The organism is Pseudomonas vancouverensis (assembly GCF_004348895.1).
GTDB classification, from domain to species: Bacteria; Pseudomonadota; Gammaproteobacteria; order Pseudomonadales; family Pseudomonadaceae; genus Aquipseudomonas; species Aquipseudomonas vancouverensis.
This window is the reverse complement of the sequence record NZ_RRZK01000028.1, coordinates 1-14,706: the sequence shown is the minus strand read 5'-3', so window position 1 is coordinate 14,706 and position 14,706 is coordinate 1. Positions and strand designations below refer to the sequence as shown.

Sequence of the window (14,706 nt, the reverse complement as noted above, 5' to 3'; positions counted from 1 at the left end):
GCGCTTCAAGGCGAAATCAGATGACCTGGACGATAGCGTCCGTCACCACCTTGATGTTGCTCTGGTTCAGCGCGGCCACGCAGATGCGGCCGGTGTCCAGGGCGTAGATGCCGAATTCGTTGCGCAGGCGGTGAACCTGTTCAACGGTCAGGCCGGAGTAGGAGAACATGCCGCACTGGCGACCGACGAAGCTGAAGTCCTGCTGCGGCGCTTTCTGTGCCAGCAGATCGACCATCTGGGTGCGCATGCCACGAATGCGCAGGCGCATTTCGGCCAGTTCGGCTTCCCACTGGGCGCGCAGTTCCGGGCTGTTCAGCACGGCGGCGACGATGGTTGCACCGTGGGTCGGCGGGTTGGAGTAGTTGGTGCGGATCACGCGTTTGACTTGCGACAGTACGCGGGCGCTTTCTTCTTTCGATTCGCTGACGATCGACAGGGCACCGACACGCTCGCCGTACAGCGAGAACGATTTGGAGAACGAGCTGGAGACGAAGAAGGTCAGGCCCGACTCGGCGAACAGGCGCACGGCCGCGGCGTCTTCGTCGATGCCATCGCCGAAGCCCTGGTAGGCCATGTCGAGGAACGGCACGTGGCCCTTGGCTTTAACCACTTCGAGGACGTTTTTCCAGTCCGCCGGGCTCAGGTCGACGCCGGTCGGGTTGTGGCAGCAGGCGTGCAGCACAACGATCGACTTGTTCGGCAGGGCGCTGAGGTCTTCCAGCAGGCCGGCGCGGTTCACGTCGTGGGTCGCGGCGTCGTAGTAGCGATAGTTCTGCACCGGGAAACCGGCGGTTTCGAACAGGGCGCGGTGGTTTTCCCAGCTCGGGTCGCTGATCGCCACGACGGCGTTCGGCAGCAGTTGCTTGAGGAAGTCGGCACCGATTTTCAGGGCGCCAGTACCGCCAACGGCCTGGGTGGTGATGACGCGGCCGGCAGCGATCAGCGGCGAGTCATTGCCGAACAGCAGTTTTTGCACAGCCTGGTCGTAGGCAGCGATACCGTCGATTGGCAGGTAGCCACGGGAAGCGTGTTGAGCGGCGCGAATGGTTTCGGCTTCGACAACGGCGCGCAGGAGTGGAATTCGCCCCTCCTCGTTGCAGTAAACACCGACCCCCAGGTTGACTTTATCGGTCCGGGTATCGGCGTTGAATGCTTCGTTGAGGCCCAGGATAGGATCGCGTGGTGCCATTTCGACAGCGGAGAACAGGCTCATTATTGCGGCGGCTCTGAATGGAGAGTGGAGGGACGTGTCGCGCTCCAGCCGAATGCACTAGAGCGGTGCACAAACGGGGAGCTAGTATAGAGGCCATCGGCGATCAATGGCGACAGGCGAATGGGCTTTTCAGCCAAGTTTTTGAGTTTTTTTCTCGACCGTTAGTCGAATGGCGTAAGCAAGTGGAATGCGCGATGTAGGACGTTTGCCTTGAAAGCTGTAGCAATCGCCTCCACATTGAGCACAATCCAGTTTTTTCCCCGGGCGACACTCGTCGTTTGCGGTCTTTCTCGTTCGTGTCGGTTTCACCGGCAAGCGTGATCCAGAGGTCTTTCATGTCCGAATTCCAGCTAGTCACCCGTTTCGAGCCCGCCGGCGATCAGCCTGAAGCCATCCGCCTGATGGTGGAGGGCATCGACGCCGGTTTGTCGCACCAGACGCTGCTCGGGGTGACGGGCTCGGGCAAGACGTTCAGCATCGCCAACGTGATCGCCCAGGTGCAGCGCCCCACTTTGGTGCTGGCGCCGAACAAGACCCTCGCCGCGCAGTTGTATGGCGAGTTCAAGGCGTTCTTTCCGAACAACGCGGTGGAGTACTTCGTTTCCTACTACGACTACTACCAGCCCGAAGCCTACGTGCCTTCCTCCGATACCTTTATCGAGAAAGACGCGTCGATCAACGACCACATCGAGCAGATGCGTTTGTCGGCCACCAAGGCGTTGCTGGAGCGCAAGGACGCGATCATCGTGACCACGGTGTCGTGTATCTACGGTCTGGGCAGCCCGGAAACCTACCTGAAGATGGTGTTGCACGTGGATCGCGGCGACCGCCTCGATCAGCGCGAGTTGCTGCGACGCCTCGCCGACCTGCAATACACACGCAACGACATGGAGTTTGCCCGGGCAACCTTCCGCGTGCGCGGTGACGTGATCGATATTCACCCGGCGGAATCCGACTTCGAGGCGATCCGCATCGAGTTGTTCGACGATGAAGTGGAGAGTCTCTCGGCCTTCGATCCGCTGACTGGCGAAGTCATCCGCAAACTGCCGCGCTTCACCTTCTACCCGAAAAGCCACTACGTGACGCCGCGGGAAACCCTGATGGGCGCGGTCGAAGGCATCAAGGAGGAGTTGAAGGAGCGCCTGGAATACCTGCGCAGCAACAATAAGCTGGTGGAAGCCCAGCGCCTGGAGCAGCGCACCCGTTTCGACCTGGAGATGATCCTCGAGCTGGGTTACTGCAACGGCATCGAAAACTACTCGCGCTACCTCTCGGGTCGCGCCGCCGGCGAGGCGCCGCCAACTCTTTACGATTACCTGCCGGCCGATGCCTTGCTGGTGATCGACGAATCCCACGTCAGCGTGCCGCAGGTCGGCGCCATGTACAAAGGCGACCGCTCGCGCAAGGAAACCCTGGTGGAATACGGCTTCCGCCTGCCGTCGGCGCTGGATAACCGGCCGATGCGTTTCGACGAGTGGGAAGGCATCAGCCCGCAGACGATTTTCGTTTCGGCGACACCCGGCAACTACGAAGCCGAACACGCCGGGCGTGTGGTCGAGCAAGTGGTGCGGCCGACCGGTCTGGTCGATCCACAGGTGGAAATCCGCCCGGCGCTGACGCAGGTCGACGATCTGCTCTCGGAAATCCACAAGCGTGTGGCGGTCGAGGAGCGGGTGCTGGTCACCACCCTGACCAAACGCATGGCCGAGGATTTGACTGATTACCTGGCGGATCACGGCGTGCGTGTGCGTTATCTGCACTCGGACATTGACACCGTCGAGCGGGTCGAGATCATCCGCGATCTACGCCTGGGCACCTTCGATGTGCTGGTCGGGATCAACCTGCTGCGTGAGGGCCTGGACATGCCGGAGGTATCGCTGGTGGCGATCCTCGATGCCGACAAGGAAGGCTTCCTGCGCTCCGAGCGTTCGCTGATCCAAACCATCGGCCGTGCGGCGCGTAACCTCAATGGTCGGGCGATCCTGTATGCCGACCGGATTACCGGCTCCATGGAGCGTGCCATCGGTGAAACCGAGCGCCGTCGCGACAAGCAGATCGCCTTCAACCTGGCCAATGGCATCACGCCAAAAGGTGTGTTCAAGGACGTCGCCGACATCATGGAAGGCGCCACCGTGCCGGGCTCACGCAGCAAGAAGCGTAAGGGCATGGCCAAGGCCGCCGAAGAAAACGCCAAGTACGAAGCCGAACTGCGCTCACCGGGCGAGATCGCCAAGCGCATCAAGGGCCTGGAAGAGAAGATGTATCAGCTCGCTCGTGACCTGGAGTTTGAAGCGGCGGCGCAGATGCGCGACGAGATTGCCAAGTTGCGTGAGCGCTTGATTACGGTCTGAGATTTGTTGCGACTGTAATGGCCTCATCGCGAGCAAGCTCGCTCCCACAGTGATCGGTGTCGAACACAAAATGTGCGACCAACCAATAAACCCTGTGGGAGCGAGCTTGCTCGCGATGGCTTCTTTACAAGCGCAACAGAATCAATGGGCTTCCCCGGCCTTCAATCCCGCCGGCAGCTTCTTGGTCAGCAACACCGCGATCATGCTGATCCCCAGCGCAATCCCGACAAAGTGAAATGCATCGTTGTAGGCCATGATCGACGCCTGTTGATGGGCGATCTCGCTGAGCTTGCCCAGTGCCGCCGTTTCGCTGCCGAAGCGGTCGGTCAACGACGCCATGCGCTCGGCCACCTGCGGATTGCTCGGCACGATGGATTCACGCAAGTAATCAAAATAAACCTTGGTGCGCGCATCCAGCAGCGTGGCAAGGAGGGCGATGCCGATGGCGCCGCCGAGGTTGCGCAGGATGTTGAACAGACTCGACGCGGATCCCGCATCCTGAGGCAGGATGTACGCCGTGGCGATCAGCGAGATGGTCACCATGATCAGGGGTTGACCGAGGGCGCGGATGATCTGGATCTGATTGAACTGCGGCCCGGCAAAGTCCGGGTTGAGCACGCCGGATGAAAAACTGGCGATGCCGAACAGCCCGAACCCCAAGGTACACAGCCACTTCGGCGAAATGATCTTCATCAGCTTTGGCACCAGCGGAATCAGAAACAGCTGGGGCACGCCCATCCACATGATCACCTCGCCAATCTGCAGGGCGTTGTAGTTCTGGATCTGCGCCAGGTACAGCGGCAGCAGGTAAATCGAACCGTACAGCCCGACCCCCATGCCGACGCTGGAAATGCTCGACAGGCCGAAGTTGCGATTGCCCAGAATGCCCAGGTTGATCAGTGGATTGGGCTTGGAGAACTGCACGATGACAAAGATGATCAGGCTGATCAGCGCAATGCTGCCCAGGGTCACGATCAGGTCCGATTCCAGCCAATCCTTGCGATGGCCTTCTTCCAGGAACACCTGCAGACAGCCAAGGCCGACGCCGAGGGTGAGAATGCCGGCGTAGTCGGTGCTTTTCAGCAGTTCCCAGTGCGCCTCTTTCTTTTCCAGACCGTACATCAGGCCGGCGATCATGATCAGGCCGGGCGGGATGTTGATGTAGAAGATGTACTCCCAGCCCCAGTTTTCCGTGAGCCAGCCGCCGAGGGTCGGGCCGATGGAGGGGGCGAAGGTCGCGGTCATGGCGAACATGGCCATGCCTTTGGCGCGATGGTGTTCGGGCAGCTTGATCAGGGTCAGGGTAAACGCCAGCGGAATCAGCGCGCCGCCGGTAAAGCCCTGCAAGGCGCGGAACACGATCATGCTTTCCAGGCTCCAGGCCATGGAGCAGAGCAGGGAGGCGACCAGAAAACCGAGGGACACCCACACCGCCAGGCGCCGTGCCGACAGCAGCTGCACCAGCCATGCGGTCAGCGGGATCATGATGATTTCCGCCACCAGGTAGGAGGTGGAAATCCACGAGCCTTCTTCAAGGGTCGCCGACAGCGCGCCTTGAATGTCCTTGAGCGACGAGTTGGTGATCTGGATATCGAGCACGGCCATGAAGGCGCCGAGCATCACGCTCATCACCGCGATCCAGTCCCGCCGGGTCGGTTCGCCGACCGGGCGGATCAGTTGATCACCGGCCATCTTCAGGGCTGTCTTTGCTGCTTACCTGCGGGGTGACATCAACAGGGGCATCCTTGATGTTCACCTTGGCGGTCACCGACATGCCCGGGCGGATCTTGCCGCGCAGCGGGTTGTTCGCATCGAAGGTCAGTTTCACCGGAATGCGTTGCACGACCTTGGTGAAGTTGCCGGTGGCATTGTCCGGTGGCAGCAGGCTGAACTGCGCCCCCGAGGCGGCAAACAGGCTGTCGACCCGAGCCTTGATCGGCGTGTCGCTGTAGGCGTCGAAGGTCAGTTCGGCGGTTTGCCCGGGCTGCATGTGGCCGATCTGGGTTTCCTTGAAGTTGGCCTGAATCCAGATGTCTTCGTCGGGAACGATGGACAGCAGGTAAGCGCCGGCCTGGACAAACTGACCGTTACGCGCCGAGCGCTGGCCGATCAGGCCGCTGATCGGCGCGTGGATTTCACTGCGGGTCAGGTTCAGTTCGGCCTGGGCCAGCTCGGTTTTCGCCGTGGCAATCATCGCGTCGAGGCGCTTGATCTCGGCGGTCAGGGCGTTGACCTGCTGGCGCTGGCTTTGCGCGTCCGCCTGTGCCTTGGTCATTTGCGAGCGGGCGATGTGATTGTCAGCGGCGAGCGTGGTGACCCGTTCTTCGGAGATGTAACCGGGTTTACGCAGGGTCTCGGCGCGGGTCAGGTCGATCTGCGAGCGATCCAGGCTGGCCTGGCTGGAGGCGACTTGCGCTTCGCTGGAAGCAATCAGGCTGGCTTGCTGGGTCAGCTTGCTCTGGGCTTGCAGGCGTTCAGCCTGGCGCGTGGAGAGTGCGGCGTTGGCACGGTCGACGGCGAGCTGGAAGTCATCGCGTTCCAGTTTGACCAGCAACTGACCTTTCTCTACGTGCTGGTTGTCCTGCACCAACACCTCATCGATGCGCGCACCCAGTTGGCTGGAGACGCGGGTGATCTCGCCCTGGACATAAGCGTTGTCGGTGCTTTCATAAAAGCGCCCCTTGAAAAACCATTGGGCAAAGAAGCCCCCGGCAATCAGCAGGACAATCAACAGGAAGGTGAACAGGCGACGCTTGAGTTGGGCAGGCATGGGCAAACTGTAGTCAAGAAATTGTAAGGGAAGATATCAGCAGGCAAATCTGGCATACAGCCGATAAACGGTAAATGCCATTGGCTGATATTCAGTCATTCACCCCCTCATACGGGTGTTCCAGCCGCAACCTTGGCTTAAATGCCCTGCTCACTGGAGCGGGGCGGGTGTCGCCTGTTACCATTCCGCTCTTGTTTGATGTTCTGTCTGAACTTCGCTTTTCATTCTTTCCGAGACATGCCATGACCACCGTCCGCACTCGCATCGCGCCATCGCCTACCGGGGACCCCCACGTAGGTACCGCTTACATCGCATTGTTCAACTACTGCTTTGCCAAGCAGCACGGCGGTGAGTTCATCCTGCGGATCGAAGACACCGACCAGTTGCGTTCGACCCGCGAGTCCGAACAGCAGATTTTCGACGCCCTGCGCTGGTTGGGTATCGACTGGAGTGAGGGCCCGGACGTCGGCGGCCCGCACGGTCCGTACCGTCAAAGCGAGCGCGGCGAGATCTACCAGAAGTACTGCCAGCAACTGGTCGACATGGGCCATGCCTTCCCATGCTTCTGCACCGCCGAAGAGCTGGACCAAATGCGTGCCGAGCAAATGGCCCGTGGCGAAACCCCGCGTTACGACGGCCGCGCGCTGCTGTTGTCGAAGGAAGAAGTTGCCCGTCGCCTGGCGGCCGGTGAACCCCACGTGATCCGCATGAAAGTGCCGAGCGAAGGCGTCTGCGTGGTGCCGGACATGCTCCGTGGCGACGTTGAAATCCCTTGGGACCGCATGGACATGCAGGTCCTGATGAAGACCGATGGCCTGCCGACCTACTTCCTCGCCAACGTGGTCGACGACCATCTGATGGGCATCACCCACGTCCTACGTGGCGAAGAGTGGCTGCCGTCGGCGCCGAAACTGATCCTGCTGTACGAATACTTCGGCTGGGAGCAACCAGAGCTGTGCTACATGCCGCTGCTGCGTAACCCGGACAAGAGCAAGCTGTCCAAGCGCAAGAACCCGACCTCGGTGACCTTCTACGAGCGCATGGGTTTCATGCCGGAAGCCATGCTCAACTACCTCGGCCGCATGGGCTGGTCGATGCCGGACGAGCGCGAGAAGTTCTCGCTGCAGGAAATGGTCGACAACTTCGACCTCAAGCGCGTCTCCCTGGGCGGGCCGATTTTCGACATCGAGAAGCTCTCGTGGCTCAACGGCCAGTGGCTGCGTGATTTGCCGGTGGAAGAGTTCGCCGCGCGCGTGCAGAAGTGGGCGTTCAACTCCGAATACATGATGAAGATCGCGCCCCACGTCCAGGGCCGCGTCGAGACCTTCAGCCAGGTGGCACCCCTGGCCGGGTTCTTCTTTGCCGGCGGCGTGAATCCGGATGCCAAGCTGTTCGAATCGAAGAAGCTCTCGGGCGATCAGGTGCGTCAACTGATGCAGTTGATCCTGTGGAAGCTCGAAAGCCTGCGTCAGTGGGAGAAGGACAGCATCACCGCGACCATTCAGGCCGTGGTCGAATCCCTGGAGCTGAAGCTGCGTGACGCCATGCCGCTGATGTTCGCGGCGATCACCGGTCAGGCGAGTTCGGTGTCGGTGCTCGATGCGATGGAAATCCTCGGCCCGGACCTGACGCGTTTCCGCCTGCGCCAGGCCATCGACCTGCTCGGTGGCGTGTCGAAGAAAGAAAACAAGGAATGGGAAAAGCTGTTGGGCGCGATTGCCTGACACGCTTGATGCGGGACTGATGGCCATTGCGTACGCCTGTCGTTGGGCGCGCAGTGGTCCTCAGACCCCCGATTTTTCGGGGGGAGGGCGGTAAGTGATTGTTATGCCGACAAAAAATTTTAAATTTTTTGAAAAATAAGTTTGACAGGCTTTCGATACGCCCTTAAGATTCGCCCCGTCCTCAGCGATGACATCAACGATGAGGGGCTATAGCTCAGCTGGGAGAGCGCTTGCATGGCATGCAAGAGGTCGACGGTTCGATCCCGTCTAGCTCCACCAATTTACACTTCGAAGCCTGGCCACACCGGCTCCGAAGCGATCAACACTCAGCGTTGATCAGTTGTATAGAAGGGTTTGCGTCCCCTTCGTCTAGTGGCCTAGGACACCGCCCTTTCACGGCGGTAACAGGGGTTCGAGTCCCCTAGGGGACGCCAGTTTTACAGAAGCGATGTTGCAAGATGTCGCTCCGCCGCGAGGCGAAAAATCCGGGGCTATAGCTCAGCTGGGAGAGCGCCTGCATGGCATGCAGGAGGTCAGCGGTTCGATCCCGCTTAGCTCCACCAATTTTACAAGTTCAAGGTCTGGCCACACCGGCCTTGAATGGATCAGCACTCAGCACTGATCAGTTGTATAGAAGGGTTTGTGTCCCCTTCGTCTAGTGGCCTAGGACACCGCCCTTTCACGGCGGTAACAGGGGTTCGAGTCCCCTAGGGGACGCCACGATTACCCGCTTTGCGGGATTTATAAGGGTCATTCAATTATTGAATGGCCCTTTTGTTTGTCTGGCGTTTGGCCAAATCCCCCATTCCTTTCCACACTGTTCTTCTGACCAGCGGTCACATTCACGACTTGCGTAAAATTATTATGAGAATAATATTCTAGTCGTAATATTCGGAGGCAACGATGAACGATAAAAAAGCTCAGACCCGCGAACGCATTCTCAAGGCCGCCAGTGCAGCGCTGATTCAGCGTGGTCCGGCAGAGCCGAGCGTGGGTGAAGTGATGGGCGCAGCCGGCCTGACGGTTGGCGGTTTCTACGCACACTTCGAAAGCAAGGACGCGATGATGCTGGAGGCCTTCAAGCAATTGCTGGGTCACCGTCGTGACTTGATTGCCGACATGGATGCCGAGTTGACCGGTGAAGAGCGTCGGGGGTTGGTCGCCGCCTTTTACCTGTCACGCCGGCATCGCGACTCATCCGATTCGGCCTGTCCGATCCCGGCGTCGGTCGGTGAGTTGGGACGGCTGCCGGAAGCCTTTCGTGTAGCACTCAATGAGCATGTGGAAATGATGGTCGCGCAGTTGGCGTCCAGTCCCGAAGAAACTGAAAAAGCCCTGGCCGACATGGCCTTGATGGTGGGTGGACTGGCACTGGCGCGGGCGCTGGGGCCGGGTGAATTGTCCGATCGATTGTTGCGCGCGGCCAAGTCGGCGGTGCGTTGACCTGAAGGCTGCGGCCTGAGGAGCATGCGATGAGCGCGTTAAAGTGGGTTCGTGGCGTTAATGGCACCTTGGGCTGGTTTGCCCCCAAACTCGTTGCAAGCAAAATGCGCGTGGCCTTCATGACACCGCGCGACCTGCCGCCCCGTGACTGGGAGCTGCCGCTGTTGGCCAGGTCCGAGCGCATCACCTTGCGTTTCGGTCTTTCGGCGCTGCGTTGGGGGCAAGGCCCGGCGGTGCTGTTGATGCACGGTTGGGAAGGGCGGCCCACGCAGTTCGCCAGTCTGATCACTGCGCTGGTCGAGGCCGGATATTCGGTCGTTGCGCTCGATGGTCCGGCCCATGGCCATTCACCGGGCAGCGAGGCAAACGTCGTGCTGTTTGCCCGCGCCATGCTGGAAGCCGCTGCTGAATTGCCGCCGTTACAGGCCGTGATCGGTCACTCCATGGGCGGCGCCAGCGCCATGCTCGCGGTGCAGATGGGCTTGCGTACCGAAACCCTGGTCACCATTGCTGCCCCGGCACGCATTCTCGGGGTGTTGCGCGGGTTTGCCCGTTACGTTCGATTACCGCCGAAAGCGCGCTCGGCGTTCATTCGTCAGGTGGAAAAAGACGTGGGCATGCGCGCCTCGCTGCTGGATGTCGCGCACTATCAACTCGACATGCCCGGCCTTATCGTCCACGCCGAAGACGATGACTTTGTGCGGGTGAAGGAGTCGGAACTGATCCACGAAGCCTGGTTCGACAGCCGCTTGCTGCGTCTGCAAGAAGGCGGTCACCAGCGGGTGCTGGCCGACCCTCGGGTCATTGATGGCGTGTTATCACTGCTGGCCGGTCGCAGCCTGCAATCGCGCCAATCCGCCTGAGCTTCCGTTACACTGCCCCGGTCGAATTTATCTGACCGGGGAGTCGGGCATGGGCTGGGATCGAGAAACGCCATTTGTCATTGATCTGCAAGTGGGCGCCGAGGACATCGACGGGCTGGGGCACGCCAACAACGCGGTGTATGTCACCTGGCTCGAGCGCTGTGCCTGGCGTCATTCCCAGCGCCTCGGCCTGGACCTGAGCGAGTACCGGCGCCTGGATCGGGCGATGGCGGTGGTGCGGCACGAAATCGATTACCTCGCCGCCGCCTATGAAGGCGATGAGCTGCAACTGGCGACCTGGATCGTCGACTGGGACCAGCGCCTGAAAATGACCCGGCATTTCCAACTGATCCGTCCCAGCGACAATTCGACGCTGCTGCGCGCGCAAACCACTTTTGTCTGCATCGAGCTGTCCTCGGGCAAGCCCAAGCGTATGCCGGCGGAGTTCATCGAGGGTTACGGCCCGGCGCTGCAAGCTTTGGAGTCAGCAAAAATCTAATGTGGGAGCGAGCTTGCTCGCGATGGCGGCGTGTCAGTGAATGCATAAGTACCTGACACATCGCCATCGCGAGCAGGTTCGCTCCTGGAAGGGCTCCTGCGCATCGGAATCTGCGGTTTCTCGCGTAATCCAGTAAACTGCCGCACGTTTTTCGTTGAGTGTATTTTTCATGCAAATTGCTTTGGCACCCATGGAGGGGTTGGTCGACGACATCCTGCGCGATGTGTTGACCCGCGTGGGTGGTATCGACTGGTGCGTGACCGAGTTCATTCGGGTCAACGATCAGTTGCTGACGCCTGCCTACTTCCACAAGTTCGGCCCCGAGCTGCTCAACGGCGCTCGCACCGCCTCCGGCGTGCCCCTGCGCGTGCAGTTGCTCGGCTCCGACCCGGTGTGCCTGGCGGAAAACGCCGCCTTGGCCTGTGAGTTGGGTTCCGAAGTCATCGACCTGAACTTCGGCTGCCCCGCCAAGACCGTAAACAAATCCCGTGGTGGCGCGGTGTTGCTCAAAGAGCCCGAGCTGCTCAACCAGATCGTCGAGCACGTCCGCCGTGCCGTGCCGGCACACATTCCGGTCACCGCGAAGATGCGCCTGGGCTTCGACAGCCCGGACGGTTCGCTGGTCTGCGCCACGGCGCTGGCTGAAGGCGGCGCCGAACATATCGTCGTGCATGCCCGGACCAAAGTGGACGGCTACAAACCGCCGGCTCACTGGGAGTGGATTCCGCGAGTACAGGATGTGGTCAAGGTGCCGGTGTTCGCCAACGGCGACATCTGGAGTGTCGAGGACTGGCGCCGTTGCCGCGAGATCAGCGGCGTGGAAGACATCATGCTCGGTCGCGGGCTGGTGTCGCGTCCGGACCTGGCTCGGCAAATCGCCGCCGCCCGCGCCGGCGAGGAAGTGGTCGAGATGACCTGGGCGGAGCTGATGCCGCTGATCCAGGACTTCTGGCTACAGGCCAAGGCGCAGATGACCGCGCGGCAATCGCCGGGTCGCCTGAAGCAATGGCTGGCGATGCTGACCCGTAATTATCCCGAGGCGGTAGAGTTGTTCACCGTGCTGCGGCGTGAAACCGAACCGGACAACGTCTCGCGCCTGCTCGGTTTGCCGGTGGCCGAGGCGGCCTGATTTTTTTAAACAAACTGCAAAATAATCTCTTGAAATGCAATCAGCGGTCCCTATCTAAGGGTTACGCGATGCCGAATTCGGGTCGCGGAGACAAAAAACCTTGCTGATTGTTTTCAGGAGATTTGAACCATGAGCACTGCATTTTCCCTGGCCCCGCTGTTCCGTTCCTCGGTGGGTTTCGACCGTTTCAACGACCTGTTCGAAACCGCTTTGCGCAATGAGCCAGGCAGCACCTATCCACCTTACAACGTGGAAAAGCACGGCGACGATCAATACCGCATCGTCGTAGCCGCAGCCGGTTTCCAGGAAGAAGACCTGGACCTGCAAGTCGAGAAAGGTGTGCTGACCATCAGCGGCGGCAAACGTGACGCCAACGAAGGCGTGACCTTCCTGCACCAAGGCATCGCCCAACGTGCATTCAAGCTGTCCTTCCGCCTGGCGGACCACATCGAAATCAAGGCCGCCGACCTGCGCAACGGTCTGTTGAGCATTGATCTGCTGCGTGTGGTTCCCGAGGAAGCGAAAGCCAAACGCATCCCGATCAACGGGACGCAGAAACCGGCTCTGCAGCACTAAGCCAGAGCGCTGGTTGAAAAAAGACCCCGATTGATCGGGGTCTTTTTTTGCGTTGTGTTTCACTTTTTCAGGTTCAGCCGTATCGGACCAGTCGAAAGAAGATCGCTGCCGCAACGCAGCGAGTCTGGGCAGGGATTTGAGTCAGTGATAATGGAGTGTGAGGTGAGGTGGCATGTTTTGAGATTGTGCCGGTACGGTGCGTCGTGCCGAGCGATGCTTCGGACTTACTGCCCGCCCCGTGATTTGTGGATGGCCAATGTGATGAGGTAGCGTTCCTCGGTGGGGCGCTTTTTGTCTTCGAAGCGGCTGACCACCAGCATCAATTGGTACTTGTCACCTGCTCGCCAGTAGGCCGTACCGCCTTTGTTGACATCCCGCAGTTGGTCTCGCCATTGCGGGGTGTCGGCAAACGATGGATACCTCGTGACCCGGGCGGGCACCCAGCCGGCTCTGTGCCATTGGTCTTGCAGATCCAGCACGACCTTGAGGGTGTCGTCGAGCAGTAGTGGCTCGATTTGTGGCGACATGCGGACATTGCTGACACGCTCATCATCGAAACTCACGCTAAAGTAGCGAGCTAGGGGCGTTACAAATCCGTATTGAGAATCTGTGAAGCGCAGGCGGGCATCAGATTTGGGCATCTGCCCCCAATAATGTCCTGCAATGGCTGGATCAATCTCGGCACTGGAGCGGCGGCGCATATCCTCCCAAGGTTCGCCAATTACCAAGGCTATTTCCGGTTCGTCCGACAGGACCTCAATCGGCGCCAGCGTCAGAAGAACCATGGTTGCAAGTACAGCGACACCAGATCGCCAACCCAAGCGATGCGTCAGACTCACTGCACGCCCCGTGCTTTGTGGAGTCCCAATGTGATGAGGTAGCGTTCTTCGGTGGGACGCTTGCTGTCCCTGAAGCGACTGACCACCAACATCAATTGGTACTTGTCACCGGCTCGCCAGTAGGCTTTTTCAACGTTCTTTGTTTCTCTCAATCGATCACGCCATTGCGGAGTGTCGGCGAACGAAGGGAATTCCTTGGTCCGGATGGGTACCCAACCCGCTCTGCGCCATTGGTCTTGCAAATCCAGAACGACCTTGAGGGTGTCGTCGAGCAGTAGTGGCTCGATTTGAGGGGACATGCGGACACCATCGATTCGCTCATCCTCGAACATCACTGTGAAAAAGCGGGCCAGAGGGGTCACAAAGCCGTACTTATTATCATTGAAACGCAGGCGCGCATCCGATTTCGGGACACTGAACCATGCGCGTCCAGGAATGGCAGGGGCAATGCTCGCGCTAGAGCGCTGGCGCATGTCCTCGTAACGCTCTCCAATCACCAGAGAGATTTCCGGCTCATCCGATAGCTCCTTAATTGCGGCCAGCGTAATGAGGGCTGCGGCTGCCAATGCCAACGCACTGCGTCGCCAGCTCACGAGCCGCTTCAGATTCATCGTATGCCTTCTCCCAAGGCGATTTCCCAAATTGATCGTTCCAGTTGCTCGCGCTGATCACTGTGCAGAAGATCATCAAACCGCTGCGCTGCCCTCAGCACGAAAGCCATGCGTTGGTTGATGTCTGCCAAGTTGGCAACAGGGTTGTTACCAAACCCAATGGTGCGTCCGTCATCGATAGGGCGGCACTGACTGGTAAGGGTCAGCTCGATGGCTTGAGCGACACCGGAGGGTATGTTGGTGACGTAGGAGACATGGTTGCCGCGCAATAACCATTGCAGGCCTTTGTCGTTGTACATTGCTGGCTGCAGGATGTTGACCTGTTCATGTCTGGCAAGATGATCAACACTTTTGGCAATATTGCCAGTCTCTATGGCGTCGAATGCCAGACGGATTTCCTCATGGTCAACCCCAAACTCAAGAATTTCCTGTCCGACGGGCCACAACACCGGGCGTTCACCTTGCCCGTAAATGTTGCTACGTGACCCCAAACACTCCCTAAGCGCCTCCAACCCTCGCTCCGCATAAAACACATGCAACGGATACACATCCAGGAACAGTGTGGTATTGCCCATCGCCAGCATCTCGTACACGAACTGGTACATCTGTTGCGAGTAGGTCAAGGGGCTTTCGGCGCCCCAATGGGTGAAGCCCCACACCGGGTTGTTGCGGTTGGCCTGTTCATATT

At 59.6% G+C, this 14,706-nt stretch carries 13 protein-coding genes and 4 tRNA genes; 11 read left to right on the top strand and 6 right to left on the bottom strand.

Annotation, left to right across the window (positions count from 1 at the left end; translation table 11 throughout):
- Positions 1–16 precede the first annotated feature (16 nt).
- Positions 17–1,213, bottom strand: a complete 1,197-nt coding sequence (locus EIY72_RS19155) for an amino acid aminotransferase (RefSeq protein WP_093217918.1) — start codon at positions 1,211–1,213, stop codon at positions 17–19.
- Positions 1,214–1,548: 335 nt separating this feature from the next.
- Here EIY72_RS19155 and uvrB point away from each other — a divergent pair, with 335 nt between their 5' ends.
- Entirely contained in the window at positions 1,549–3,564 is a 2,016-nt protein-coding gene (uvrB, locus tag EIY72_RS19150; RefSeq protein ID WP_093217921.1) for an excinuclease ABC subunit UvrB, read from the top strand.
- Between the two features lie 141 nt (positions 3,565–3,705).
- On the opposite strand, the gene EIY72_RS19145 is transcribed toward uvrB, so the two are convergent.
- Both EIY72_RS19145 and EIY72_RS19140 read right to left on the bottom strand, forming a co-directional pair.
- A complete protein-coding gene (locus EIY72_RS19145; protein ID WP_093217924.1) occupies positions 3,706–5,256 on the bottom strand; it encodes an MDR family MFS transporter in 1,551 nt (516 codons plus the stop codon).
- Positions 5,246–6,334, bottom strand: a complete 1,089-nt coding sequence (locus tag EIY72_RS19140) for an HlyD family secretion protein (RefSeq protein WP_093217927.1) — start codon at positions 6,332–6,334, stop codon at positions 5,246–5,248. Before EIY72_RS19140 ends, EIY72_RS19145 begins: the two co-directional genes overlap by 11 nt.
- Before the next feature lie 242 nt (positions 6,335–6,576).
- Between EIY72_RS19140 and gltX the strand changes: the two genes are divergently transcribed.
- The 10 genes from gltX (at position 6,577) to EIY72_RS19090 (ending at position 12,568) form a co-directional block, all read left to right on the top strand.
- Positions 6,577–8,058, top strand: coding sequence for a glutamate--tRNA ligase (gene gltX, locus EIY72_RS19135; RefSeq protein WP_090463698.1), 1,482 nt, complete (start codon positions 6,577–6,579; stop codon positions 8,056–8,058).
- Between the two features lie 203 nt (positions 8,059–8,261).
- A tRNA-Ala gene (locus EIY72_RS19130) sits at positions 8,262–8,337 on the top strand.
- Between the two features lie 79 nt (positions 8,338–8,416).
- Positions 8,417–8,492 (top strand) — tRNA-Glu (locus EIY72_RS19125).
- A gap of 53 nt (positions 8,493–8,545) precedes the next feature.
- A tRNA-Ala gene (locus EIY72_RS19120) sits at positions 8,546–8,621 on the top strand.
- 81 nt (positions 8,622–8,702) lie between these two features.
- Positions 8,703–8,778, top strand: a tRNA-Glu gene (locus EIY72_RS19115).
- A gap of 183 nt (positions 8,779–8,961) precedes the next feature.
- The gene (locus EIY72_RS19110; protein WP_093217930.1) at positions 8,962–9,501 is read left to right on the top strand and encodes a TetR/AcrR family transcriptional regulator; all 540 of its coding nucleotides are present in this window, start codon (positions 8,962–8,964) and stop codon (positions 9,499–9,501) included.
- Between the two features lie 29 nt (positions 9,502–9,530).
- A complete protein-coding gene (locus tag EIY72_RS19105) occupies positions 9,531–10,364 on the top strand; it encodes an alpha/beta fold hydrolase (protein ID WP_093217933.1) in 834 nt (277 codons plus the stop codon).
- 49 nt (positions 10,365–10,413) lie between these two features.
- A complete protein-coding gene (locus EIY72_RS19100) occupies positions 10,414–10,863 on the top strand; it encodes an acyl-CoA thioesterase (protein WP_093217936.1) in 450 nt (149 codons plus the stop codon).
- A 169-nt stretch (positions 10,864–11,032) separates the two neighbouring features.
- Positions 11,033–11,992, top strand: a complete 960-nt coding sequence (locus tag EIY72_RS19095) for a tRNA dihydrouridine synthase (protein WP_093217939.1) — start codon at positions 11,033–11,035, stop codon at positions 11,990–11,992.
- A gap of 129 nt (positions 11,993–12,121) precedes the next feature.
- Positions 12,122–12,568, top strand: a complete 447-nt coding sequence (locus EIY72_RS19090; protein ID WP_046817890.1) for an Hsp20 family protein — start codon at positions 12,122–12,124, stop codon at positions 12,566–12,568.
- Between the two features lie 224 nt (positions 12,569–12,792).
- On the opposite strand, the gene EIY72_RS19085 is transcribed toward EIY72_RS19090, so the two are convergent.
- The 3 genes from EIY72_RS19085 to EIY72_RS19075 form a co-directional block, all read right to left on the bottom strand.
- Positions 12,793–13,407, bottom strand: a complete 615-nt coding sequence (locus tag EIY72_RS19085) for a hypothetical protein (protein WP_093217942.1) — start codon at positions 13,405–13,407, stop codon at positions 12,793–12,795.
- Positions 13,404–14,018 carry a hypothetical protein gene (locus EIY72_RS19080; RefSeq protein WP_093217945.1) on the bottom strand — a complete coding sequence of 205 codons (615 nt, stop codon included), beginning with the start codon at positions 14,016–14,018 and terminating at the stop codon, positions 13,404–13,406. The genes EIY72_RS19085 and EIY72_RS19080 overlap by 4 nt, the downstream gene beginning before the upstream one ends.
- Positions 14,015–14,706, bottom strand: a 692-nt coding sequence (locus tag EIY72_RS19075; RefSeq protein ID WP_425048555.1) for a DUF2515 family protein, incomplete at its 5' end; no start/stop codon positions are given. The genes EIY72_RS19075 and EIY72_RS19080, both read right to left, overlap by 4 nt.